We start from the raw sequence: 25,840 nt of genomic DNA on the forward strand, positions 1-25,840 counted from the left end.
TTTATATATAAGGTTATTAATCAAAATAACTCACTAATTATCTTTTGCACGGCATTTCCATCACCAAAATACTCTTTTCTAACTTGTTTAGGCTCAAAATCTAAAATACATTTCTTTATTTTATCTTTGTCTGCTCCGACAATAATATTCCATCCATTTTCTACTGTTTCTACCCATTCTGTTTCACTTCTTAAAGTAATACAAGGTTTCCCTAAAAAAAACGCTTCTTTTTGAACTCCACCACTATCTGTAACTATTTTCTTGCTATTATCTTCTAACATAATCATATCTAAATATCCTAACGGTTCAATTATCTTTATATTGTCTTCTAATATAATGTTATATTTTTTTATATATTTTTTGGTTCTTGGGTGTAATGGAAGAATTATATTTTGTCCACTTTCATTCAAGCCTTTAAATATATTTTTTAATTTTTCTACACTATTTGTATTTTCTGCCCTGTGTATTGTAGCAAGGATATAATTTTCTCTTTTTAAGAAATACTTTTGTAGAACTCTGCTCTTGTCTTTTGCTAAATCTTTAAAATAAAGTACCGCATCAAACATTACATCACCTACATTAAATACATTTTCTTTTATACCTTCATTAAATAAATTTTTTACAGCTGTATCTGTAGGCGCGAAAACATATTTTGATATATGATCTGTCAATATCCTATTCTGTTCTTCTGGCATAGACTTATTAAAACTTCTAAGTCCTGATTCTATATGAACTACAGGTATAAGAAGTTTACTTGCGGCTAAGGCCCCTGCAAGAGTTGAATTGGTGTCTCCATATACTAATACATAATCTGGCTTTTCATTTAACAATATATTTTCAATTTTTTCAAGCATTCTTCCTGTTTGAGTCCCATGACTACCAGAACCTATATTTAAATTATAATCTGGTAAAGGTATATTTAATTCTTGAAAAAATATTTTTGACATATTGTCATCATAATGTTGACCTGTATGCACTATAATCTCTATACATTTTTCTCTTATTTTTCTAGAAACAGTAGCTGCCTTTATAAACTGTGGTCTTGCTCCTATAACAGTAACTATTTTCATAATACTACAACATCTACCTTCTTAAATAATCTATCTGAGTCTAACCGTTTTAATACTCCTATATTCTTTAAAGTAGGAGTAAAGAATGTTATGACTCTGGATAACGGTTTCTAAATTTCAACTAAAGTAAAAGCTTCACCTGAAACCAAAAACCTTATTTATGTAGAAGTGCTTAGTTTAGCCACTGTATTCTTCATTATAATATTTTATATTATACATACTATAAATAATAATCTAATTCTTACAAATTAAACATATAATTTAGAATCATTATTCTGTATAATGAACTCTAGGCTTCAGCAGAAGTTTAAAACTCCATCTGAAGCCAAGGATTCTATTTGTATGTTATATTATACTATATTCTATTTATTTCCTAAATGTCACCTTTAAATAACTAATTTTTTAAATATACTAGATCATTTACTTATATTCCTTAGTGGTTTTAATCATAATTGTATAAGTCATAACAAATACAAATGCTGGTACAATACTCACAGGATATGTTGAAGTCATAAATGCCTGGCCTGTTATATTTCCATAAGCAAATAATGCAGATATACCTATTAGAGAAGGATATAGAACCCCCATAGTTTTCTTGTATTTCCATCCATGTATTAGACTTTTGAAGAATGGGAAAAGACATGCAATAAAGAATATTACTGTAAATATTACTCCCATCTCAGTAGCCACATTCAAAACTATATTATGTGCATCTATATACATCCTTGTAGGCTTTCCACCATAATCAAGATAATTATTCTTAAATTGCCCTGGACCAACTCCAAAATAAGGATTATCCCCTATCATCCTAAAAGCAACAATCCATATAGGTCTTCTACTCTTTGTTTGGTCTAATACTTGTTTTAGGAATCCTGGTCCTTGTACCACTCCACCAATTCCTTCGACTTCTATCTCTTGTCTTATTTCATTAAGTTCCCACCTGTGCATAATATTGTATCCAAGCCCACTAAATATAATAGCTGCAACTAACAAATATTTTATAAAGTTTTTTCTATCCAATATTATTGTTAAGAAGAAACATATAAACACTGCTACTAATATACCTCTCGACATTTGAGTACATAAATTTACAGTTTCTATTATTAGTAAAAGTTTAAATATTTTATTATATTTTGGACATATATCTTTATTAATTGCAAATAATAATATAAATGGTAAAACGATGATAGTATATCCAAGCATAAAATTACTTCCTAAAACTCCATATAAGTGTTGGTTTTTACCTTGAAATATAATAGTATAAAGAGCAACTATTATATCTGGAATTGAAGATAACGCTACCCCACCACATAAATAAGCTATAATATCTTTTACAAATTCTTTATCTGTATCTTTGTAGCTTAAAATTAGTAAACTTATCACAGCCATAGATACTAAAGAAACTCCCATCATATTTAGTGATTCAAGCTTATGTATACTAAGCATAGCAGATATAAAAGATAATACTATAAGCACTAAATACACTAATACAACCTTTTTATATCTTCCATTTTTTAATGATATTTTTGAAAAATCTAATTTATTATTCTGAAAAGCTTTATAAGCGTTTATTATGAATATTAAAAAATATAACCAATACATACTAGTACCTATCCATGTCATCTTCAACCTAAAAAATATATAAAGTATCAATGGTATTAATGGTACAGAGAGTATATACATCTTTATAGTCGTTTCAAAATTTTTAAAACATAAAATTATACTACATATAATAAACAGTGTAACAAATATAGTACTGGCAAACATAAAAACATTTGATCTACCTATTTTTATAAAAATAGCTACCTCACATAATATGTATAGACTTAATATAATGTACATGTATTTTTTTAAATAACTAAGATATTCTTTACATTCATTTGTAAAACTCATATTTTACCTCCAAGTTGGTTTTTGGTTAAGTTAATCATAGTTGAAGTAATTCTTTCAGTAACCTTTCCATCAACTTTATAAAAATTGTTTTGCATGTACTGATTAAATTTCTCATCAAATTTATAACTATGTATATTATCTAAATAGTTTTTTAATTCATTTTCATTTTCTATTCCAATAGATAACCCATCTTTTATAAATCCCCCTGCATCGTTATATTTAGGAAGCTTTATACATATAGATGGTTTATTCAAAAGAGCCCCTTCCACAACAACAGTTGAATGCACACTTACAACAACATCGCACCAAGCCAGAAGTTCATACAAATCTCCATCTTTTACTATTTTAATATTTTTTATTTCTTTTTCTTCTACCTTACTTTTGTATATATCATAATATTGATCTGCTGGATGCAATTTAACTATAACTTCATAGTCTTTTTCCATTAAATTTATAGCATCAAATAGAATATCTGTTGCTGGCATTAATAAATCTTTAAAATATTGAGTTGCATACAATATTTTAACCTTGTTATTATCATTTGCCTTATGCTTTAAATAATTCATTAAAAAATCCGTTCTAAGCTGTCCAACTGGTTCTACCTTATTTCTATTGTATATATTTGAGTTGTTTTTAAGCATATTTTTATATCGTTCTCCCCATACAAAAGAACATTTAGGTATTATATTATTATACTTAGTATTAATTATATAAGCTGGAGATACTTCATTTATAATGCCATGTTGAATTGCAAAAGTATCTATATTTTGCCTGTTACCAGCAGTTATAAAACATCTAGGTCTATCTCCTTCATCCGTAAGAATACACTTTTTTATTTTATGCTTTTTAATAAATCTTTCGGCACATAATATCTCTATTAAATCAGACATATACTTACTTTCTAAATTATTAAAAGCATATTTTAGCATTACTTCTTTAAGATCATACCCTTCATAAATCCAATTTATATTTTCAAAATTAGATAAATTGTTTTTTATTAAATTAGTACGAACTAATTTTTTACCTTTTAATTTTTTGTAAATCATAAAAAATTCAAAAGGAACATAATCTTCCTTGTAAAGTAGACCTTTATCTAACATATCCAAATTAAATATACACTGCATATTAAATACATTAAAATCTTCTTTTAACTCATTTACTACAGAGCCTATTTGAGTGTCAACAAACTTTTCTTCATTGTTCACTTTTAATAAATTTAGATTCATTACATTAGATATAACTAAAACATTGTCTTTACTAGAAAAGTTAAATTTAAACTTAATATAACTTTTTATTCCTCTTAAGGTTCTTAGTAACATTTTAAATTTTTTATCTTTTACAGATTTAGAAACTGTGTTAACAACACTTTCTCCTAAAACTTTATGACATTTTAAATGAAAAACATGATTGCATACATCTAAGAATATATTATCATCGCTTTCTACTTCTACATCATCCCGAATATTTTGAACAATATTTTTTACTATAAAAAAGCATGAAAGTATTTGTTTAAAATTCAAATAAATCGTTGGCCGTTCAAAGTAATACAAAGGTATATTATCATACACGTAAAATTCTTCCAGAAAGCTATCTTTTACTTTCATATTTTCTATATTACAAAACCATGTAAATGCTTTTTCATCTATATTTATATTTTTAACATATTCATATATATCTTTTTTTATATAGTCCTGCATTACCTCTTGATTTTTTGTATGATTCTGCTCAAACCTTTGATTCTTTTCAAATATTAAACTTTTTTCTTCCCTAGTGTATACAATCTTAACCATGTGTTTCTCCTATTTTATAAATTTAAATAATTTGTGTAAAAAGATCACACTTTTATTAATTTTTAAAATCTATAATCAATATATTTAAAGTGAAATCTATGACTTAAATTTAATTTTTAGTTTTTTCTGTATAATATAAGCTAATACAAACATAACTAAAAGCACACATCCATATCTCATTAGCCAATTATCTTTAATTATATAAAATACATATCCTGATATAGATACAAAAATTGTAGAATAAATAAAATATTTTAATTCAAATATCTTATTTTCTGAAATCTTAGCAGCTATGACATAATGGAATATAAAAAGTGCTACATATGAGACTAATGTTGTCCATGCTGCTGCTCCATATCCATATTTACGAATAAAAATAACATTTAAAAATATGTTTAAAAACCCTGCTCCAAAAGTTCCTATAGATATTAAATGTGTTTTCTTAGCGTAAAATTCTAAATTTGATGGCAAACTGTATAAAAATACAAAGAAATACCCTGCCATAACAACCGGAACTAAATCAAGTCCCACCCAGAAATCTTTTGATCCCATTAATTTACCTACTTCTGGAGAAACAAATATCAAGACAAAGGTTATCAAAGAAAATATTCCTATGTAATACTTGCATTTTTCTCTTATATCTTCATATTTATTTTGTTTCATACTTTCAAAAAAATAAGGAACCCAAGCTTTATTTAAGGCAGTCCACACTACACTTAAAATCATACCTATACTGTATGCAAAACTGTATATTCCAGTAGCACTACTTCCAACCATTTTCTGTATCATTATTCTATCAAATTGCGATAAAATAATTCCTGATAAACTATGTGGAATTAATGGAAGTGATATTGCTAAAGCATATTTCCAATATTCTTTTTTTACAGAAAATTTTCCTTTTCTTATTATTGAAAAATATAAAACTATACCGTATATTAATGTAATTAAGGCGCCTGCAATTATCCTTCCCATATGTCTATTTACAGTCATATAAGATATAAATACAATAGATAAAATTACATTTAACAAGGTACTAGTAATAGATACAAATAAGTATTTTTTATATTTATATTCTATTGTAAATTTAGTGTTACAAAAATCAATTATAAAAGCACAAAAGCTTTGAAGAATCAAAAGCTTAACTAATGTTGGAGTTAACTCTATAATATTTGAAATAAAATTTTGAAATATTAGTGTTAGTGCAATAAACACCCCAAAACATAAAGTTGAAAGAAGCATTATAGACGATAAAAAATCATCATATTTTTCTTCAAAATCGTACTTCCCTCTTGATACACTTGCTACAAGTCCTAAACTTACAATTGACGTAAATACAGCAAGCCAAGTGGTATATGTATTAATTATACCAAATTCTTCTGTAGTAAGTTTAAGTACTTTGAGGAAAATAGGCACAGTAAAAAATGAAACTCCCTGAAGGAATAAATTTCCTATGGTATACCATATACCACCCTTTATTAGTTTACTTTTACTAAGCTTTTGTGTAATTGCTTTTATCATAAAAAAACCTCTACATTCTATTTACTATATTTCTTTATATTCAAATAAAAAAGATTTATAATATACAAAAACAACACTCTATTTGCTGTATTTTCTTATAACTTTACATACCTCTTCTATTTGTTCTTTTGTTAAAGAAACTGAACTAGGAAGATTTATTCCTTTATTGCATAGTTCTTTTGTTATGCTCATATCTCCATGTTTACAATCTTTATATGGAGGCATTTCATGTACTGCCATAAAGAATGGTCTTGATTCTATTCCTTCTTCTTTCAATTTTGCTATAAGTTCATCTCTTGTAATTCCATATTCATCTTCTACCATAACAGAATAAAGCCAATAGCAATTTTCTGCCCATTCTTTTTCTACTGGAAGAGTTATTCCTTTAACATCTTTTAATAACTCATTGTAGTATTTTGCATTTTCTATTTTTACTTTTAAATACTCTTCTACATTTTCAAGTTGAGCTACTCCAAAAGCTGCTAAAAGATTTGGCATTCTAAAGTTATATCCTACTTCTGGATGGTAGAAAGCCTTATTTTCTGTAACTACTTTTGTTTGTGTTGATAAGAATTTTGCTCTTTCTCCATATTCAGTATTTTGAGTTACAAGCATTCCACCTGCACCAGTAGTTATAAGTTTATTTCCATTAAAGCTGAAAGCTCCTATATGTCCTATAGTTCCAAGCATATTTCCTTTATATGTAGAGCCTAATGCTTCTGTTGCATCCTCTATTACATATAAATTATATTTATTTGCAATTTCCATTAGCTTATCCATATCTACAGGATGTCCATAAATATGTACAGGCATTATTGCTTTTGTCTTAGGAGTAATAAGTTCTTCAATTTTCTCTGCATCCATAACAAAAGTATCTCTACAAGAATCACAGAAAACTGGAACTGCACCTACATACTTTATAGTATTTACCGGAGATATAAAAGTCATAGAAGGTAATATAACCTCATCCCCTTCTCCAATTCCTAAAGTTATAAGTGCAAGTTGAAGTGCAGCTGTACCGTTCATTGTAACAACAGCTTTTTCTGCTTTTACATACTCTGCAAATTTTTCTTCAAATAAATTAACATAACTTCCTACAGAAGAAACCCAATTTGTATCTATACATTCTTTTACATACTTCCATTCATTACCTTTAACTTCTGGTATACATAAAGGTATCATTTTATTCACTCCTTTTAATTGTCAATAACCAATTTCTAACTTCCAGTAACCAGCTTACGTAATTTTCTACTAGTCATCTGATTCTAGTACCTGGTTACTGGTTACTGGTTACTGGTTACTGGTTACTGGTTACTGGTTACTGGTTACTGGTTACTGGTTACTGGTTACTAAACATTATAAATGTCTGTTTTAAAATATTGTAAATTATTTTTTACCCATTCTATTGTTTCTTTTAGACCCTCATCAAGTGTATATTTTGGAGCCCAATCAGTCAATTCTTTAATTTTTGTATTATCCGCCCATAATCTGTTTACTTCGCTTTTTTCTGGTCTTATTCTCTCATCATCACAAATTATCTTTACATCTCTTCCTGTTAATTCGATTATCTTTTTAACTAGATCTCCAATGCTTATTTCATAATTTGAACCAGCATTTATAACTTCTCCTATAGTTTTATCACTTTCAGCAGCTTTTATAAAAGCTTCTGCAGTATCTTTTACATAGTTAAAGTCTCTTGTTGGAGTTAAACTTCCTAATTGAATTTCTTTTTTACCTGCAAGTATTTGTGAAATTATTGTTGGTATAACAGCTCTTGCTGATTGTCTTGGTCCATATGTATTAAATGGTCTTAGAGTTGTTATAGGCAAATTAAATGATCTATAAAAACTTTCTGCCATCTTATCTGCACCTATTTTTGAAGCAGAATATGGAGATTGCCCTTGCATAGGGTGTTTTTCGTCTATAGGTACATAAAGTGCTGTTCCATAAGTTTCACTTGTTGAAGTATGAACTATCTTTTCTATGTTCTCTTCTTCTCTACATGCCTCTAAAACATTTGTTGTTCCCTCTACATTTGTTCTAACATATGCCATTGGTGATAAATAAGAATATGGTATAGCAATAAGAGCAGCAAGGTGAAGTATAACTTGTTGTCCTTTTACCATTCTTTTTACATTGTCGTATTCTCTTACATCCCCAGTTATAACATTTAAGCTATCTTTAACACTTTTATCAAAACTGTCAATCCATCCCCAGTTATTAAAAGAATTGTATTGTACTAAAGCTGTAACATCAGCTCCAAGTTCAACTAACCTTTCAGTTAAGTGACTTCCTATAAATCCTTCTGCTCCTGTTACTAAAACCTTCTTTCCTGTCCAATTCATAAATTTACTCCTTTCAAATTCACGTTATATATTGATTCATTTTTCTGATATCTATTTGCCATATCTAAAAAGCTCTGTTATATTCTTTTAGTAATTTTTTTATTCTAGAAGAACTTTTTAACATCTTCATTAGCCTTCTTAAAATCTTCCATCTGTCCTATATCTGACCAATATTCTGTTATTTGATATACCCCAGATCTTCCATCATTGTTTATAACATCTTCTATCAAATCTGTCATATTATATTCTTCATCTTCTGGAATGTACTTGATTACATTTTCACTTAAAGCATACACTCCACTATTAATATAAAAAGTATATACTGGCTTTTCTTCTAATGATTTTATTAAAATATCATCTGTAACCATTACTCCATAAGGAACCTTCATTTCATAGTTTCTAGCTCCTACAGTTACATCAAATTTATTATTCATGTGATGGCTTAAAAAAGCATCAAAGTCTATTCCAGTTAATATGTCCCCATTTATAACTATAAATGGTTTTTTAAATTTATCTTCTGCTAGCTTTATAGAACCAGCTGTTCCAAGTTTCTTAGTTTCTCTTACATACTCTATATTTACATCAAATTCTTTGCCATCTTTAAAATAATCTTCTATAATTTCTCCTTTATAATTTAAAGAAATTATAAAGTTTTTAAAGCCGAATTCTTTAAATTGTTCAATAATACGCTCTAAAATGGGCTTATCTCCCACTTTAAGCATAGGCTTTGGAATATTCTCTGTAAGAGGTCTTAGTCTTGTTCCAAGTCCACCTGCAAGTATAAATACATAATTATCTTTTTTATCATAAGAAATTATATCATCAAGAAAATATAAATCTTCAAGTATTCCTTTTTCATCTAGTAAAGGCACTTGACGTATCTTGTATTTAAGCATAAATTCTTTAACTTTTTTCTTACTTACAAATTTGTCCACATACTTAAATTCTTTATTATAAATACCTTCAATGTTTTCTTGTATTGTATAACCTTTAAGTATAGCCCTTCTTATAATTCCATCAGTTATAATTCCTTTAACATGTTTATTATCATCCACAACTAAAGCGGCACCAATCAAGTTTTTATCTATACACTCCATAGCGTCCTTTATAGTTGAATCTATATTTATACAGTATGTTTCATTCGAAAATCTCACCAAATCACCTACACTTTATGATTTTTGCAGGAACTCCCACAGCAGTAACATTGTCTTGTATGTCTTTTAGCACTACTGTTCCTGATCCAATTACTACATTACTTCCAATGTTTAAACCTTGAATTACAGAAGCTCTAGAACCTATATGAGAATTGATCCCTACTTTAACTCCTCCTGCCAAACATGCTCCTGGCGATATATGTGTATTTCTTCCTATAATACAATCATGTTCTACTACAGAAGAAGTATTTATTATACAATTTTCTCCTATTTCTGTTCCTGGGTTTACAACAGCACCAGCCATAACACAAGTACCTTCTCTTAGCTTAGCATAAGGGGAAACTACGGCTTTATTATGAATCAATACAGGCACTTCATAGCCTATTCTTTTTAAATTATAATAAATTTTATCTCTTAATCCCATATTGCCTATAGATCCAAAAGAGATAAATGCATTCTTAACTCCACCCTTATAAACTTGAGAAAGTACATCGTCATCTCCTATTATAGGTACATCTAATAATTTATCTCCTATTCCCTTGCTGTCTGTAATACCTACTATCTCATACTTTCTCATACTTTTTATTATATCAATTATAACCTTACAGTGACCGCCTCCACCTACAAGTACTATCTTTTCCATACAATCACCTTCTCTAGTAAGTTATTCTTTTTTGAATAAGCTCTCTATTTATTTCAATTTCACCTAGATACTTACTTATTCTTTCTCCTGCATTTCCATCTCCATAAGGATTTACACAGGACTTTAATTCTTCTTTATATTTTTCATCATGTAAAGCTTTATTAATTCCTTCTAATATTTCTTCTTTCTCATAACCTACATCTATTACATTAACAGCTCTAAGTCTTCCTTCTTGTCTTGTTCCTATGTTTATTACAGGAAGTTTAAAACTAGGTGCTTCAATTATTCCTGAAGATGAATTTCCTATCATTGCATCAGCAATATTTAAAAGACTTAAGTACTCAACTTGAGAAAGATTTTTAAACACTTTTAAGAAATCATATTTTGCTCTATATTCTTCTATAACTTTTATTATTTCTCTACCACCATTATCGCTATTTGGATATGAAATAATAGTTTGAATTCCTAATTCTACAACAGCATCTAAGGTCTGTCTTATTTGCCATTCTACCATATCTCTTTCTGTAGTTATAGGATGTTGAGTCATCACAAAAATTTTCTCATCTTTCAAATCAAACCTTTTTAGCATTTCATCTCTAGAAAGACATTCTGTATTTTTTATGTAATCAAGACCTGGAGCTCCTGTTACAAATATATTTTCTTCTTTTTCTCCCATTCTCAATATTCTTTCCTTACTATCTTCTGTAGCAGGGAAATGTATATGTGAAAGTTTTGTTACTGCATGTCTTATTGATTCATCTACCGTTCCAGTAACCTCTCCTCCATGAATATGAGCAACAGGAATATTCATATGAGTAGCAGCAAGTGCTGCTGCCATCATTTCCCCTCTATCTCCAAGTACCACTAAAACATCGGGGTTTAGTCTTTCTAAAGTTTGGGTTATATTCATTAATGTTAGTCCTATAGATTTTGCCATAGCACTACCTGTATCTGAAGCTAGTATAGTTTCTATTCTATCAGCTATAGGAAATCCATCTTTCTCTATTTCATCTACAGTCATTCCAAACTCTGGGCAAAGATGCATGCCACATACAATAAGTTGAAGCTCTAGCTTTAGATTTTTTTCTATTGCTTTTAATACTGAATAGTATATTCCATAATCCGCTCTTGTTCCAGTTACAACTGCTATCTTTCTTTTCATCTTCTCAAAACCTTTCTATGAATTTTTAGTCTTCAATAGAGCTAAAGGTTATCTGTTCGTCTTTTTCTATATCTTTCATTAATTTTTTACCAATTAATTCTTTGTAGTACTTTGGACTCAATCCATTTCCTGGTCTTTTATAATCAAGATCTTTTAATTCAATCATTTCACCTTTTTTTATGTTTCTTGATGCTACAATACTTTTTCTTGCCACCTGCATAGTGTTTATTTCGCTTCCACTAAACATTTTTATACCATTTCCTAAAGAAATTTCAGTTTCTCTTATTCCTTTAACCATTTCTTTAAGTTCAACTGGTTCTAAAGAGGCCTTGTGATCAGGTCCTTCCATATTTTTATCTAAAGTAAAATGTTTTTCAATTATATCTGCCCCCAAAGCTGCACTAGCTATAGGTATAGTTATTCCTTTAGTATGATCTGAATATCCACCTACAATATTAAAAGAGTTTTTAATTGTGTTCATAGCTCTTAAATTTACAGTTTCTAATGCTGCTGGATAATTTGACGTGCAATGAAGTACAGCTATATCTTCTACTCCTTTATTTTTAAGGCAAATAATAGCATCTTCTATTTCTCCAAGAACAGCCATTCCAGAAGAAAGTATAATAGGCTTTTTAAACTCTGCTACATGTTCTAATAATGGAATGTTCGTTAGATCTCCAGAACTTATTTTGAAAGCTTTCATACCAATTGAATTTAAAAAATTTGCACTTTCCACATCAAAAGGTGTTGACATAAAAATTATCTCTTTTTCATCACAATATTTTTTTAATTCAACAAAGTCCTCATAAGTTAATTCCAGTTTCTTTAACATATTAAACTGACTATCCTCTTCACCTATATTATCCTTTTGATATTTTGCCATTTGAGCATATCCAGTAACTAACTTTTCACTTTTGAAAGTTTGAAACTTTACTGCATCAACCCCTGCATCTTTAGCAGTATCTACCAGTTTTTTAGCAAGATTTATATCTCCATTATGGTTGACGCCAGCTTCTGCTATTATAAAGCAAGAAGACTTGTCTCCCACAATTTTATTCCCTATTTTAAACATTGGCCATTCTCCTTTAAAATAAGCGCTACTAACTTTGCATCAATTATATTGTCAATATCCACAGACTTCTTTCTATCCATAATGTAAGGTATAGTTTTTTCATTAACAAAACATTTATCATTTAAAATCATACTTACTTTATTTAAATATAATGCCCCATTAAAAATATAAACCTTAGGAAGCTCTTGTCTTCTTAGATTATCTCCCTTGAATTCCATTATAGGTTTCAATTTGTTATTTTCTATTGTTCTCATAATAACAGGGTTTTCATCTACCTCACACAAGCTAACTAAGGATTCTTCTCCATTACTCATTAGAGTTTCTATAGCATTATCTACATCCTCATAAGTTCTTAAAGGAGAAGTTGGCTGAAGAAGAAGCACATAATCAAATTCCTTTTCTTCATCCTTTAAAAAATCAATTGCATGTATAACTACATCTATGGACTTGGCAACATCATTAGATATACTCTCTGGTCTTAAAAAAGGAACTTCTGCTCCATGCTTCAATCCTACTTCTTTAATTTCAATATCATCTGTTGAAACTAAAGTATAATCGATATATTTAGACTTTTTAGCTGCTTCTATAGAATAAGCTATCAAAGGTTTACCGCATATATCCATTATGTTTTTATGAGGTATTCCTTTTGATCCACCTCTAGCTGGAATTATAGCTAAAATTTTTTTATCATTATACATAAGTTTTCTCTCCTACTTTTTCTAGATACTAGGTACTAGCGATTCTCGTTTAAAAGTTCTGTCCAAACAAAGCATCTTATCCTAATACCTAATACCTTTACCCTAACACTTAACTATTGTATATTATTGATTTTCCAAAAGTTGTTCTTCTGGAACTTCTCTAAATTTCTTGGCTGGATTTCCAGCTACTATTGTTCTTGCTTCTACGTCCCTTGTAACTAAACTTCCAGCAGCCGCAAAACCATCTTCATGTATAATTTTTCCTGGAAGAATTACCGCTCCGGCACCAATTCTTCCTCCTTTTTTTACTGTAATACCTTTAAAATGGTCAAATCTTTCTTTAGAACGAGCAGCATAATTATCATTTGATGTAACAACACAAGGAGCTATAAAAACTCCATCTTCTACTTCTGAATAAGCAGTTATGTAAACATTAGTTTGAATTTTACAATTTGAACCCACTTTGCAGAAATTCTCAACAGTTGTTCCTCTGCCTATTATAGTCTTTGTTCCAATAGTGACATCTTCTCTTATAGTAGCAACATCTGCTACAAGAGTCTTCTCTCCTATAGAACATCCACAATAAATTATAACGCCTGCTCCTATTAAGCACTCATCACCTATTGTACATGGTGGATATTTTTTTTCATCTTTAAATATACTATTTACAGATCTCATAGGTGTTTTACCTACTACAGTATTATCATCTATTCTAATATTCTTTCCTATTTTGCTTCCTTCATGAATAACTACATTATTTCCTATAATACAATTGTCACCTATTGTAACATTGTCTTCTATTACTGTAAAATGTCCAATTTTTATATTGTTTCCAAGTACAGCCTTTTCAGAAATGTAATTCATATTCTTTCCTCCGAAGTTTCAATTCTATTTTTTAGGAAAAGCTTTTTCCATATCTAACGTTGAGAAATCTTCTAATGGGAATTTAACAGGCATTCCTGTAAGTCTTGATTTGTATGCAGCAAGTATAATTGACATTCCCTTTTTACCTTCTTCACCACTTATTAAAGCATCTCTATCTTGGTTTATAGAATCTATAACATCTTTAAATAATGGCGTATGTCCAAATCCATAAACGCTATCTGGATCACCTTCTTGAGCTTTAAGTATTTCATCTTCACTATCTTTATTATCCTCAAATCTCCATGTCTCTATCCTATTTACTGCAAGACCACCTATGGCTACTGTTCCTTTTTGTCCAAAAACACTTAAAGTTTCTTCTAAATTTGTAGGGAATACACATGCTGTCCCTTCTATTATTCCTATAGCACCATTTTTGAAACGTATTATTATAGCACCAAAGTCTTCTGCTTCAATATCTCTTAAGAAAGTATCACATTGAGCATATACTGTATCAATTTCTCCACCCATCATCCATTGAAGAAGATCTATATTGTGTATACATTGATTCATTAAAGTACCACCATCAAGCTTCCATGTACCTCTCCATGGTGCTTGCTCATAGTATCCCATATTTCTATTCCAAAGTATTCTTGCTGTTCCATTAACAAGTTTTCCGAATCTATCTTCTTCTACAGCTTTTCTTAATTGCTGAATTGGTTTATTGAATCTGTTTTGATGACAAATAGCAAGCTTAACATTGTTTTCTTTAGCCACTTTTATCATTTCATCTGCATCTTTGATGGACAGAGCCATTGGTTTTTCAACCACAGCATGTTTTCCTTTTTTCATGCAGTATATAGCTATTTCTGGATGGTATCCACTTTCTGTAGCAATAGTTACTACATCAATATCTTCTTTTTCAAGCATTTCCTTATAATCTTTATATGTATTTATTTGTATGGATTCTTCCATTTTTTCTATGTATTCATTTTTTTTAGCTTCGGCTTTTTCTAAGTCTATATCACATGTAGCTACAAGTACAGCCTCATCTTTATTTTGAATTAGTCCTTCTACGTGTTTATAAGATATTCTTCCACACCCTATAATTGCAAATTTTAATTTTTTCATTTCCATCACTCCCTAATCATAATAAAGGATAAACCCTTAAAGGTCTATCCTATTTAATTTAATTTAAAGTTTGTGTATTTTTTCCCTGTTTCTCTTAACATCCTTTGTGGCATTTCTAGTATCATAAAGAAGTTTAGCTTTTTCAACTATTGCCTCATAATCATAATCCGTATGATCTGTAGTAATTAATACTATATCAGCTGTATTTATAGCTTTTTCCCACTCTACTGATGTATATTCGTTTCCATTATGCTTAAAGTTTGCTACATATGGATCATTATATATTACCTCTGCACCATTCTTTTCTAAGTGCTCTATTACTTTAAGAGCTGGTGATTCTCTCATATCATCTATATCTTTTTTATAAGCTACACCCATTAAAAGAACTTTTGCACCATTCAACGCTTTTTTGTGGCCATTTAAAAGTTTCATAGCATTATCAACTACAAATTCAGGCATAAAATCATTTATTTCACCTGCTGTTTCAATAAGTCTTGTATGATAATCAAATTCTCTAGCTTTATATGTTAAATAAAATGGATCAAGTGGTATACAGTGTCCTCCTAAACCTGGACCTGGGTAAAATGCCATAAATCCATAAGGCTTAGTTTTAGCTGCTTCTATTACTTCCCAAATATCTATTTTCATTTTTTTACAAAGAACAGCCATTTCATTTACAAGACCTATATTTATGTGTCTAAAAGTATTTTCAAGTATTTTTTCCATTTCAGCAACTGCTGGTGAAGATACAGGATGTATATCTCCTTCTAATACCTTTGAATATAATGCTGCTGCAACTTCTGTACATTCTTCAGTTATTCCACCAACAACTTTTGGAGTGTTTTTAGTCTTAAATTGCTTGTTACCTGGATCAACTCTTTCTGGTGAGAATGCTAAAAAGAAATCCTCTCCACACTTTAATCCAGACTCTTCAAGTATAGGCTTAACTATTTCTTCAGTTGTTCCAGGGTAAGTTGTACTCTCTAAAACAACAAGCATTCCTTTATGAATATATTTAGCCACACTCTTTGTAGAGTTTACCACATAAGATACATCTGGTTGTTTAAATTTATCAAGTGGAGTTGGAACTGCTATTGCAACTGCATCTACATCTTTTACAAATGAAAAATCAGTTGTAGCCTTTAATTTTCCTTCTTTAACCAATTCCTCTAAATCAGTATCTAATATATCGCCTATATAATTATGTCCATCGTTAACCATATCTACTTTTTTATCTTGAACATCAAAGCCAATAACCTCATAGCCAGCTTTTGCTTTTTCTACAGCAAGAGGCAGTCCAACATATCCTAGACCTACCACACCTAATTTTGCTGTTTTGTTCTCTAATTTAGATAATAATGTTTCTTTTATTTGTGACATAAGATTTCCTCCCAATTATTAAATTATGCTCATACCTTAATTATTTATTTTTAAAAAATTCTTGAATTTTTAATACTACATATTAATATTTTGCTATATATTCTTTTCTATACTACAGTGACCCATAGTATTATGCTTCCTAATTCTTACTTTTTCCTTCTGTATGTTGGAACTTTTTCCTCCATAAGTTTAAATACTTCTTCTTTATCTTTGTTTATAACTTCTTTAAACTCTAAAATTGAATTCTCTATATATTTAAGATCAAACTCCATAGGTTTTTCTACAAATATTTTTTCATGTTCTGTAGAAGTTAACGCAATTTCATCCATTAGAAGTTCTTCATATAGTTTTTCCCCTGGTCTTAAACCAGTATACTCTATCTGTATATCTTCACCTGGTTTTAATCCTGATAATCTTATTAAATCTTTTGCGAGGTCAACTATTTTAACAGGCTCACCCATATCTAAAACAAATATTTCTCCACCTTCAGCCATAGCTCCTGCTTGTATTACAAGTTGTGCTGCTTCAGGTATAGTCATAAAAAATCTATTTATTTCAGGATGAGTAACTGTAACTGGCCCCCCCTGTTTTATTTGCTTCTTAAATAAAGGTATTACTGAACCATTACTTCCAAGAACATTACCAAACCTTACAGCTACATATTCTGTATCACTTTCTCTATCAAAAGCCTGAATAATTTTTTCACAAAATCTCTTAGAAGCTCCCATTATATTAGTTGGATTTACTGCTTTATCAGTACTTATTTGAACAAATCTATTAACTTTATACATATGACTGCATTTTGCTAAATTGTAAGTACCTATTACATTATTCTTTACAACTTCTGCAGGATTATTTTCCATAAGCGGAACATGTTTGTGAGCCGCTGCATGAAATACAACATAAGGTTTATATTTTTCAAATACTTCTTTTAACCTATCAAAATCTCTAATAGATGCTATAACAACATCAAGATCTAAATCAGGATATTTATATTGTAATTCCATTTGAAGATCATAAGCATTATTTTCATATATATCAAGAATTATTAACTTTTTAGGATTAAATTTAACTATTTGTCTACAAAGTTCGGATCCTATAGATCCTCCTCCCCCTGTCACAAGAACAACCTTATCTTTTATATATTGATTTATATTGTTATTATTTAACTTAACAGGATTTCTTCCTAAAAGATCATTTATATCCACATCTCTAAGCTGACTTATATTTACATCTCCATTTATTATTTCATATATCCCTGGAAGAGTTTTCAGCTTACAATTTGTCTGTTTACATATATTGTATATCTCTTTTCTTTCTTGAAAAGGAATAGAAGGTACAGCAATAAATATTTCTTCTATTTGCTTTTTACTGCATATCCTAACAATATCATTTCTACCACCTAATATTTTTATACCATTAATAACCTGGCCTACTTTTGACTCATCATCATCAATAAGTCCCACAATATCATAATTTAGTGAATTATGTTTCTTAACTTCCTTTATGAGCATTGCCCCTGCATCTCCAGCTCCAACTATTAGAAGTTTCTTAACTTCTCCTGCTGCATCTCTAGTTTCATCGCGACTTGCCATTATTCTGTATATAAATCTACTTCCTCCTAAAGCAATTACACATAGTAACCAGAATATTATATGTACTGTAAAAGGAAATCTGTAGTGTATGCTTTTAAAAACTTTATAACTTATAAAATAACTATATATTATAAATATTATATTAGCTATGGAAACAGAATAAATTATAGAGATAAGTTCTTCTACAGAAGCATATTTCCATATAAAATCATATAACTTTACAAGTTTATTACACAAAAGAGTTATGAATATTACTGGAATAATTGAAACTTTAAAGAAGGTTACATATTCACCTGGTATTTTAAATTCAAATCTTAAAAGCAGGGCAAAGTATAGTGAAATTGTAACTAAAATTATATCCAATATTAGAAATTTTCTATTATTCTTCAAGTTCTCACTTCCTCGTTTTTAATTTTTTCACCTTAAATTATTTTACATCATTTTTAAAATTATTCAATGTTTTTTATTATGTATTACAACAATTAATTTTAATACTAGAAAATAGACATGTCAAAGCATAAATTATTTATTCAGTGTATATCACACCATTTATGCACGACATGTCTATTATACCATAAATTTTTTCTTATTTATTACTCATTTCTTTATATAATTGAGCAAATTTAGGATTATCCTTTATTGTAATTAAATATTTCATAAATTCTTCCCTAAGTTCTTCTTTTTTTAATGCAAATTCAACACTTGCTTCTAAAAATCCTAACTTATCTCCAACATCATATCTTCTTCCTTCAAAATCATAGGCATACATTGCTTCTCTTTTAATTAACGTATTAAGAGCATCTGTAAGTTGGATTTCCCCTGATTTTCCTGGTTCTGTTGTATCTAATATGTCAAATATTTTAGGAGTTATTATATATCTCCCTAAAATAGCAATATTGGAAGGAGACTCTTCCACACTTGGTTTTTCAACTAAATCTTTTACTTTATACACTCTATCCTCTATGTGTATTCCTCTAACTATGCCATATTTGTCTACATCTTTAGTAGGCACTTCTTGAACTCCTAAGATAGATGTTTTATACTCACTATAGCAATCTATTAACTGTTTTAAACAAGGGGTTTCACTATCTACTACATCATCTCCTAGCATAACAGCAAAAGGTTCATCTCCTACAAAAGTTCTTGCACAATTTATAGCATGCCCTAACCCCTTAGGTTCCTTTTGTCTTATGTAGTATATATCAACCATATTAGATATTTCTTCTACCATATTTAAAAGTTCTTTTTGACCCTTAGCTTCTAATTGGTTTTCCAATTCTATAGATTTATCAAAATGATCTTCTATAGCTCTTTTATTTCTACCTGTAATAATCAATATTTCTTCTATACCTGAAGCTACAGCTTCTTCAATTATATACTGTATAGTAGGTTTATCAACTATAGGAAGCATTTCCTTTGGTTGAGCTTTAGTTGCTGGTAAAAATCTTGTTCCTAAACCTGCTGCAGGTATAATGGCTTTTTTAACCCTCATAATATAATTCTCCCTTCAAACATTTAATATAACCCCATTAAAATTATAATGCGCACACAATAAATATTATGTCACACTAGGCCCAAATTTATCCGATGTCTAAACTTTCAAATATTATTGCATAATTAATTTTTAATCATTTTTTCTAATTCAACAACTATCTCATCATTAGGATCAATTTTTTTAGCCATTTCTAAATGCAGTTTTGCTTGCTTCATATCACCTGAGTTAAGATAGCACATTATTAAATTTGTGCATACTTCTATAGATTTTGTAACCTCAAATACTTTTCTAAGATAAGCTATTGCACTTTGAAAATCCCCAATACAAGCATGATTTATTCCCATTTCATTAAAAACTTCAGGATATGAATTGTCTATTTCCATTGACTTCTCTAGATAATATATAGCCTTATGATAATTTTCAAGAACTCTGTATGCTATAGCTATATAATAATAAATTTCAGCATTATCTCCTAATTCAGATGTCAGTGGTATTAATGTTGCAAGAGACTTTTCTGGTTCTTCATAAACAAGAGTTTTAGCTTCTTCATAATTTGTTATAAGCTTTAATGAATTCTTTAATTCAGTAATTTCAACTGTTTCTTCTCCACCTTTTGATATGTATGTATTAATAGAAAAAAGAGCTCCATCATAGTCTCCTTTATTCTTCTTAATAAAAGCTTCATAAAGATATGGACTTGAATAATCTTCTATTAATTTAGCCTCATCTATTATCTTAACTTCTTCTTCTTCATAAGACTTTTCATAAGTTTTTAAGTTTTCTAAAAGCAATATTAATTTGTCATATATCTCCTTGCTTTTTTCAATCTCCTTTAATCCTTTTAATAATATATAAGCATCTTCATATTTTTTATTTTTAACATTATCTGCTATTTTGCCTTTTATAAATTCTCTACTCTTTGGTACACTTGAAATTAAATTTATATATACAGAATTAAATCCAAACTCCTCATCTGCTCCTAAAACAAACGCCATACCTTCAACAAAAAATCCTATAGGAATACTTTCCACACTCTCTCCAACTTTAACTTTTTGTATTATACTTTCTGCTGCAATAGGTAAATATATATCCTCATTTACAGATGTTTTAAAAATCGAAAAAACTCTATCTTTTTTCACTTCTAAAAATAGTAAATTAGAAAGCTTATCTCTAAAGTCCATTTGTAGCATTCACCAACCTTACCAATTTTATTTTACAATACCTCTTATTTAGTTTATCAAAAAAAAGTTATATATCAAAGCAATATATTTGTTTTTATATAGATTTAGCTTGCCCTATATTTATTTTTATTTATAAAATTAGGACAAGCTAGTATATTATTAATAAATTTTTAGATATTTTAATTTAATTTACAGTCTTATTAACCTTATTAACCACTTTATTCTCTTTTGAAATTTTTCCAAAAATAAGTATTGCAAAAATACTCCATATAATAATATTGAAAATACCTGCTTCACCACATAAGTATATACTATTAGAATTATTTGATAAAAACATCACACTACATAATTGCCATGTTAAATTAGATTTTGTGTGAAATATAACCGCTGGCCACACACTATCTGTTTTATAAGTGACATAGCCTATAGATACTCCCATAATCACAACTGTCACAGTAAATAAGACAGTATTTAAAATTACATTTCCACTTTCATAATATTGTCCACTTATTATAAGCGGATAATGCCATATAGCCCATATTAATCCTGTTAAACATATTCCTTTTTTGACCCCAAACTTATTTATAAATCTAGGTTGAAGGAAACCTCTCCACCCAACTTCTTCTGCTACTCCCCAAATTAAAACTATATAAAAAAAGTTTAATGAATACATTGTATCTTGAAAAAAGAATAATTTAATAACATCTTTTATAACTGGAAAATTTATTTCTAAAAGTGCATTCTGTGTTTTTCCACCTAATTTTAAAAAACCTAATATCCATCCACAAAAATAACTTATAAATAGTGTTAATGTTGGAATTATTAAAGCCAAAATATAATAGCGTAACTTTCCAATATGGTTTATTCCAATATTTTTAAAATGTTTTTCTTTAAAGAACATAATGCATACAATTATAGTTGCCATAATTGGTGTAGCTTGTTGTAACGCAAGTACTATATCATTTTTTAGAAAAATTCCCATCAAAGTAAATATTACAGATAATGCTAACACTAATACCACGAAAAAATTTGTTGATAAATCCTTACTCTTTATCATTACTATCACTCCATATATATTATTTTTCCTGCAAACCTATATTAAATCTCATTTATAAAGTTTTTATAAGGTTTCTAAAAAACATAAAAGAACTAATGGAAAACTTAATCTCCATTAGTTCTTTTCATGCCATATTTCCCTATTTTAAGTCCTTTTTAGGATAAAAATTGAGGATAGCTAATAATAATCTTAACATATTCCAACCTTCAAATAAGTAAAACTCCATTTTAAGATTGAAACCCTGTTTATTCTTTATTCACCACATGCTATATTTACTACATTAAGAATATATTCTTTAAATTTTCTCATCTTTTCTTCTGAGTCTTTTACGCTATTCCCTACAACTCCCATGTATATCTTCATCTTAGGCTCAGTCCCTGAAGGTCTTACAACAAAGTAAGATCCATCTTCTAAAATAAACTTCAATACATTTGATTTAGGTAATTTTATTTCTTTTTCAGTAAGGTTTATTAAGTCCTTTTCTTTACTTATGTTGTAATCCTGTTTCTTTATTATCTTTACTGCGTTAATTTCCACTTTCATAGAATGCCTTAGATGTTCAAGAATTTTATCTATCTTTTCTTTTCCCTCTTTTCCTTCAAGTTTGATAGATACAAGTTCTTCTTTATAATATCCATATTCTTTATAAAGTTCCATTATAGCATTATAAAGATTCATTCCTTTTTTCTTATAATATAGAGCCATTTCGCATATAAGCATAGAAGCTATGACAGCGTCTTTATCCCTTACAAAAGTTCCTGCTAAATATCCATAACTTTCTTCAAATCCAAACAAATATTGCTTATCTTGAGTTTCTTCAAACTCTTTTATCTTTTCCCCTATATATTTAAATCCAGTTAAAACATTTATAATTTCAACATCAAATTTATCTGCAATTTTGGATGCCATCTCTGTAGTAACTATTGTTTTAATAACAACACCATTTGATGGAAGTTTATCTTTTTCTTTAAGGGACAATAAAATATAGTGTGTTAAAAGTACTCCCATCATATTTCCACTTATAACTTTATATTCTCCTTTTTCATCTTTTACAACAGCACCTATTCTATCACAATCAGGATCTGTTCCAAAAATAATATCAGGTTTTATATTTTCCGCCATCTTTAACGCTAATTTAAATACTTTAGGTTCCTCTGGATTTGGATATTCAGCAGTAGGAAAATTGCCATCTGGCTTTTCTTGTTCTTTAACTACATAAAGATTTTTATATCCAAGTTCCGTTAACACTCTTCTTACAGGTACATTACCACTACCATGAATAGGAGTATATATTATATTTAATTCTTCTGCATATTTAGACACTAACTCTTCCCTTATAACTAAACTCTTAACACTATCTATATATGCTTTATCTATCTCTTCTCCAATTATGTTTAAATAACCCGAAGCTTTAGCTTCTTCTATTTCCATAGTTTTAATTTCACAAAAATCTTCTATTTTTTCTATAAAAGAAGTAATTTTTTCTGCATATTTGTCTGTAACTTGTCCACCATCTTCTCCATAAACCTTATATCCATTATATTCCTTTGGATTATGAGATGCAGTAATAACTATACCACCTTCACATTTTAGCTTTCTTACAGCATATGAAAGCATAGGTGTAGGCCTTAGAGACTCAAAAAGATTTACTTTTATTTTGTTTGCACACAAGGTTAATGCGGCTTCCTTTGCAAACTCCTGAGACATATTTCTAGAATCATAAGCTATAGCTACTGAAATTTCTTCATTTTTATATTTGTCTAACAAATATTGTGCAAATCCTTGAGTTGTTTTTTTAACTGTGTATATATTCATTCTATTTGCCCCAGCACCCATTTTACCTCTAAGGCCACCAGTGCCAAACTCTAAATCTTTATAAAATCTATCTTCTAATTCTTTTTCATTATCTATATTTCTTAATTCTTCCTTTGTATTTTCATCAATAATTTCTGAGTTTAACCATTTTTCATATTTTTCTGTATATCTCATATTTTACCTCCCTTTTTTAATACTTAAACCAATTATACTATAAAACCACTTATTAGAACAATTACTAATTTTTGTATATATTTTATGATTTTATCGAAAATAATTATGTTTTTTAATAAAAAGGCTGTTTTAAAACAGCCTTTTTATTTTTATTCTTCCATGTGAATTTCTTTAGCCACTGCTTGGGCAGTATCTTTCTCTTCTTCCTCTGATTCAGCTCCAACGCTGTAGTGACTTATAGCCGCAATAACAGTATCTATATTGTCTACTATAGATATCTCACGAGCCATTTCAAGATCTGAAGCTCTTAAAACTCCACCTATACCTACTTCTGCCAAATTAATTTTTATACTCTTAGGAATCTCTTTGTGTCGTCCTTGAACTTTTATACTACTTTTTTCTTTTTGGACAATTCCTCCATTTTTATTAATTAATCCTTCACCTTTAAATATTATAGGTATTTCTGTTTGAACTATTTGATTATCAGATACTTCTTCTAAATCAATATGTACTATTCTATGAGTTACAGGATCTCTTTGCACCTCTTTTATTAGTGCTTTATGTTGGGCATCATTTAGCTCCAAATTAAGAGTACCATATTCACCTACTGCATTAACTTCTCTGTTAAGTTCTAATTCTCCTATTTCAAACAAAGAGTTTTTTACTAAAGCTCCATAAAGTATTCCTGGCACCTTTCCTTGTTTTCTTCTACTTCTTGGATAATGGTTTGTATTTTTTTCTCTTATTTCGCCTTTCAAAATTTCCATTATTATCCCTCCTGTCTTTCTTATTATTTACAGAAGGAATAATATTATACGTCTTTTTTTTAAAAGCTACTACTTTTTAATCCCTAACATTTCTAAGTACATCCATCTTTAAATTTATATTATCCTTTTCTACATTTATTAAAAATTTATCGTATTTACTTTCATCCATATTAAGTATCTTTTCATAAGTACTTAATATTTTTTTATAATTATTTATTAAACTTTCTAACTTTATAAAAGGTATATATTTATTTCTTCCTATAAATATAGTCAGCAATGATCCTTTTCGTTTCTTTGCTTTAGTTTCAATACTATCATAATATTCTTTTCCTGAATTTATAATCTTAACTCTCTTAAAATTTAGCATCATTATTTCTTTATATAAAGAATTTAATGATTCAAATATATTTTCTCCGTAAAATTTGTTATCATTTATATGATTTTCTGCTAAAGACAAAAGTTCTGATATTTTATCATCATTTTCTATTCTAAGATTAATTACCTCATCTATTATTTCTTTTACTTTATCAGTTCCCTTTTCCCCCTCTTTTTTCAACTTATCCAAACCAACACATAGTTTAGAATATTCAATTTTTTGATTCTTTATATTTTGAATACCTTCCATAGCTCTTTTTATGTAAAGACTACTTTCATCATTATAAAATATGTTAAGATAATATCCTAATTTGGCCAATTGTCTTATTATAGATTTATCCTCTACTTCCTTATTTTCATCATCAATATATAAATAACCTACAGCAATTCTATTCCCTTGTTCCTTTTTTATAAACATTATTTCTCTGTATAGTTTTCCATTATATTCTATAGGAGTAGATATCCTAGTTTCTTCTCCTCTATTCTTGTACTTATTTATAATATTTTCTGCTTCTTTAAAAATTTTTGAATATACTTTCATTAGTTTTCCCCCTACCATTTCAAATTCCATTCTTAAAAGTACTATATGTATAAACTAAAATGTGTTTTAATCAAAAATATAATATTAACCTATTCTTATTTAATATGCTCAAAAAACTACAAT

The 25,840-nt window shown here is 28.7% G+C and carries 21 protein-coding genes; all 21 read right to left on the reverse strand.

Going from position 1 to position 25,840, the window contains the following annotated elements; genetic code table 11:
- Positions 1–20: 20 nt before the first annotated feature.
- Positions 21–1,070, reverse strand: a complete 1,050-nt coding sequence (wecB, locus tag OW729_RS08390; RefSeq protein ID WP_268061041.1) for a non-hydrolyzing UDP-N-acetylglucosamine 2-epimerase — start codon at positions 1,068–1,070, stop codon at positions 21–23.
- A gap of 420 nt (positions 1,071–1,490) precedes the next feature.
- Positions 1,491–2,963 carry an O-antigen ligase family protein gene (locus OW729_RS08395; RefSeq protein ID WP_268061042.1) on the reverse strand — a complete coding sequence of 491 codons (1,473 nt, stop codon included), beginning with the start codon at positions 2,961–2,963 and terminating at the stop codon, positions 1,491–1,493.
- Positions 2,960–4,753 carry a capsular polysaccharide export protein, LipB/KpsS family gene (locus OW729_RS08400; RefSeq protein WP_268061043.1) on the reverse strand — a complete coding sequence of 598 codons (1,794 nt, stop codon included), beginning with the start codon at positions 4,751–4,753 and terminating at the stop codon, positions 2,960–2,962. Before OW729_RS08400 ends, OW729_RS08395 begins: the two co-directional genes overlap by 4 nt.
- Positions 4,754–4,849: 96 nt before the next feature.
- Positions 4,850–6,271 carry a lipopolysaccharide biosynthesis protein gene (locus OW729_RS08405; protein WP_268061044.1) on the reverse strand — a complete coding sequence of 474 codons (1,422 nt, stop codon included), beginning with the start codon at positions 6,269–6,271 and terminating at the stop codon, positions 4,850–4,852.
- Positions 6,272–6,349: 78 nt separating this feature from the next.
- Entirely contained in the window at positions 6,350–7,453 is a 1,104-nt protein-coding gene (locus OW729_RS08410) for a LegC family aminotransferase (RefSeq protein ID WP_268061045.1), read from the reverse strand.
- 167 nt (positions 7,454–7,620) lie between these two features.
- The gene (locus OW729_RS08415) at positions 7,621–8,616 is read right to left on the reverse strand and encodes an NAD-dependent 4,6-dehydratase LegB (protein WP_268061046.1); all 996 of its coding nucleotides are present in this window, start codon (positions 8,614–8,616) and stop codon (positions 7,621–7,623) included.
- A 104-nt stretch (positions 8,617–8,720) separates the two neighbouring features.
- Positions 8,721–9,770, reverse strand: coding sequence for a nucleotidyltransferase family protein (locus OW729_RS08420; protein ID WP_268061047.1), 1,050 nt, complete (start codon positions 9,768–9,770; stop codon positions 8,721–8,723).
- 4 nt (positions 9,771–9,774) lie between these two features.
- Complete coding sequence (locus tag OW729_RS08425; RefSeq protein WP_268061048.1) at positions 9,775–10,413, reverse strand: acetyltransferase; 639 nt, start codon at positions 10,411–10,413, stop codon at positions 9,775–9,777.
- A gap of 13 nt (positions 10,414–10,426) precedes the next feature.
- Entirely contained in the window at positions 10,427–11,575 is a 1,149-nt protein-coding gene (gene neuC, locus OW729_RS08430) for a UDP-N-acetylglucosamine 2-epimerase (protein ID WP_268061049.1), read from the reverse strand.
- 25 nt (positions 11,576–11,600) lie between these two features.
- On the reverse strand, positions 11,601–12,647 hold the full coding sequence (gene neuB / locus OW729_RS08435) for an N-acetylneuraminate synthase (protein ID WP_268061050.1): 1,047 nt from the start codon (positions 12,645–12,647) through the stop codon (positions 11,601–11,603).
- A complete protein-coding gene (locus OW729_RS08440; RefSeq protein ID WP_268061051.1) occupies positions 12,635–13,345 on the reverse strand; it encodes an acylneuraminate cytidylyltransferase family protein in 711 nt (236 codons plus the stop codon). Before OW729_RS08440 ends, neuB begins: the two co-directional genes overlap by 13 nt.
- Positions 13,346–13,468: 123 nt before the next feature.
- A complete protein-coding gene (locus tag OW729_RS08445) occupies positions 13,469–14,209 on the reverse strand; it encodes an N-acetyltransferase (protein WP_268061052.1) in 741 nt (246 codons plus the stop codon).
- A gap of 24 nt (positions 14,210–14,233) precedes the next feature.
- Positions 14,234–15,337, reverse strand: a complete 1,104-nt coding sequence (locus OW729_RS08450) for a Gfo/Idh/MocA family protein (protein WP_268061053.1) — start codon at positions 15,335–15,337, stop codon at positions 14,234–14,236.
- Positions 15,338–15,400: 63 nt separating this feature from the next.
- Positions 15,401–16,717: a nucleotide sugar dehydrogenase gene (locus tag OW729_RS08455; RefSeq protein ID WP_268061054.1), complete on the reverse strand. Its 1,317-nt coding sequence runs from the start codon at positions 16,715–16,717 to the stop codon at positions 15,401–15,403.
- Positions 16,718–16,863: 146 nt separating this feature from the next.
- Positions 16,864–18,702, reverse strand: coding sequence for a polysaccharide biosynthesis protein (locus tag OW729_RS08460; protein ID WP_268061055.1), 1,839 nt, complete (start codon positions 18,700–18,702; stop codon positions 16,864–16,866).
- Positions 18,703–18,898: 196 nt separating this feature from the next.
- The gene (gene galU, locus OW729_RS08465) at positions 18,899–19,804 is read right to left on the reverse strand and encodes a UTP--glucose-1-phosphate uridylyltransferase GalU (protein ID WP_326498366.1); all 906 of its coding nucleotides are present in this window, start codon (positions 19,802–19,804) and stop codon (positions 18,899–18,901) included.
- Between the two features lie 125 nt (positions 19,805–19,929).
- Positions 19,930–20,988, reverse strand: a complete 1,059-nt coding sequence (locus OW729_RS08470) for a tetratricopeptide repeat protein (RefSeq protein ID WP_268061056.1) — start codon at positions 20,986–20,988, stop codon at positions 19,930–19,932.
- Between the two features lie 184 nt (positions 20,989–21,172).
- The gene (locus tag OW729_RS08475) at positions 21,173–22,045 is read right to left on the reverse strand and encodes a CPBP family intramembrane glutamic endopeptidase (RefSeq protein ID WP_268061057.1); all 873 of its coding nucleotides are present in this window, start codon (positions 22,043–22,045) and stop codon (positions 21,173–21,175) included.
- 252 nt (positions 22,046–22,297) lie between these two features.
- Complete coding sequence (locus OW729_RS08480; protein WP_268061058.1) at positions 22,298–24,034, reverse strand: phospho-sugar mutase; 1,737 nt, start codon at positions 24,032–24,034, stop codon at positions 22,298–22,300.
- 149 nt (positions 24,035–24,183) lie between these two features.
- Positions 24,184–24,801 (reverse strand): 50S ribosomal protein L25, encoded by a 618-nt coding sequence (locus OW729_RS08485; protein ID WP_268061059.1) that lies wholly within the window; start codon positions 24,799–24,801, stop codon positions 24,184–24,186.
- A gap of 76 nt (positions 24,802–24,877) precedes the next feature.
- Positions 24,878–25,717 carry a hypothetical protein gene (locus tag OW729_RS08490; RefSeq protein WP_268061060.1) on the reverse strand — a complete coding sequence of 280 codons (840 nt, stop codon included), beginning with the start codon at positions 25,715–25,717 and terminating at the stop codon, positions 24,878–24,880.
- Positions 25,718–25,840: the final 123 nt, after the last annotated feature.

This window comes from Clostridium brassicae, from assembly GCF_026738875.1.
GTDB classification, from domain to species: domain Bacteria; phylum Bacillota; class Clostridia; order Clostridiales; family Clostridiaceae; genus Clostridium_H; species Clostridium_H brassicae.

Bases quoted from the DNA above. Each gene is read 5' to 3' on its own strand.
- wecB (WP_268061041.1), bottom strand. From the start codon at position 1,070: ATGAAAATAGTTACTGTTATAGGAGCAAGACCACAGTTTATAAAGGCA.
- OW729_RS08395 (WP_268061042.1), bottom strand. From the start codon at position 2,963: ATGAGTTTTACAAATGAATGTAAAGAATATCTTAGTTATTTAAAAAAA.
- OW729_RS08400 (WP_268061043.1), bottom strand. From the start codon at position 4,753: ATGGTTAAGATTGTATACACTAGGGAAGAAAAAAGTTTAATATTTGAA.
- OW729_RS08405 (WP_268061044.1), bottom strand. From the start codon at position 6,271: ATGATAAAAGCAATTACACAAAAGCTTAGTAAAAGTAAACTAATAAAG.
- OW729_RS08410 (WP_268061045.1), bottom strand. From the start codon at position 7,453: ATGATACCTTTATGTATACCAGAAGTTAAAGGTAATGAATGGAAGTAT.
- OW729_RS08415 (WP_268061046.1), bottom strand. From the start codon at position 8,616: ATGAATTGGACAGGAAAGAAGGTTTTAGTAACAGGAGCAGAAGGATTT.
- OW729_RS08425 (WP_268061048.1), bottom strand. From the start codon at position 10,413: ATGGAAAAGATAGTACTTGTAGGTGGAGGCGGTCACTGTAAGGTTATA.
- neuC (WP_268061049.1), bottom strand. From the start codon at position 11,575: ATGAAAAGAAAGATAGCAGTTGTAACTGGAACAAGAGCGGATTATGGA.
- neuB (WP_268061050.1), bottom strand. From the start codon at position 12,647: ATGTTTAAAATAGGGAATAAAATTGTGGGAGACAAGTCTTCTTGCTTT.
- OW729_RS08440 (WP_268061051.1), bottom strand. From the start codon at position 13,345: ATGTATAATGATAAAAAAATTTTAGCTATAATTCCAGCTAGAGGTGGA.
- OW729_RS08445 (WP_268061052.1), bottom strand. From the start codon at position 14,209: ATGAATTACATTTCTGAAAAGGCTGTACTTGGAAACAATATAAAAATT.
- OW729_RS08450 (WP_268061053.1), bottom strand. From the start codon at position 15,337: ATGAAAAAATTAAAATTTGCAATTATAGGGTGTGGAAGAATATCTTAT.
- OW729_RS08455 (WP_268061054.1), bottom strand. From the start codon at position 16,717: ATGTCACAAATAAAAGAAACATTATTATCTAAATTAGAGAACAAAACA.
- galU (WP_326498366.1), bottom strand. From the start codon at position 19,804: ATGAGGGTTAAAAAAGCCATTATACCTGCAGCAGGTTTAGGAACAAGA.
- OW729_RS08470 (WP_268061056.1), bottom strand. From the start codon at position 20,988: ATGGACTTTAGAGATAAGCTTTCTAATTTACTATTTTTAGAAGTGAAA.
- OW729_RS08475 (WP_268061057.1), bottom strand. From the start codon at position 22,045: ATGATAAAGAGTAAGGATTTATCAACAAATTTTTTCGTGGTATTAGTG.
- OW729_RS08480 (WP_268061058.1), bottom strand. From the start codon at position 24,034: ATGAGATATACAGAAAAATATGAAAAATGGTTAAACTCAGAAATTATT.
- OW729_RS08485 (WP_268061059.1), bottom strand. From the start codon at position 24,801: ATGGAAATTTTGAAAGGCGAAATAAGAGAAAAAAATACAAACCATTAT.
- OW729_RS08490 (WP_268061060.1), bottom strand. From the start codon at position 25,717: ATGAAAGTATATTCAAAAATTTTTAAAGAAGCAGAAAATATTATAAAT.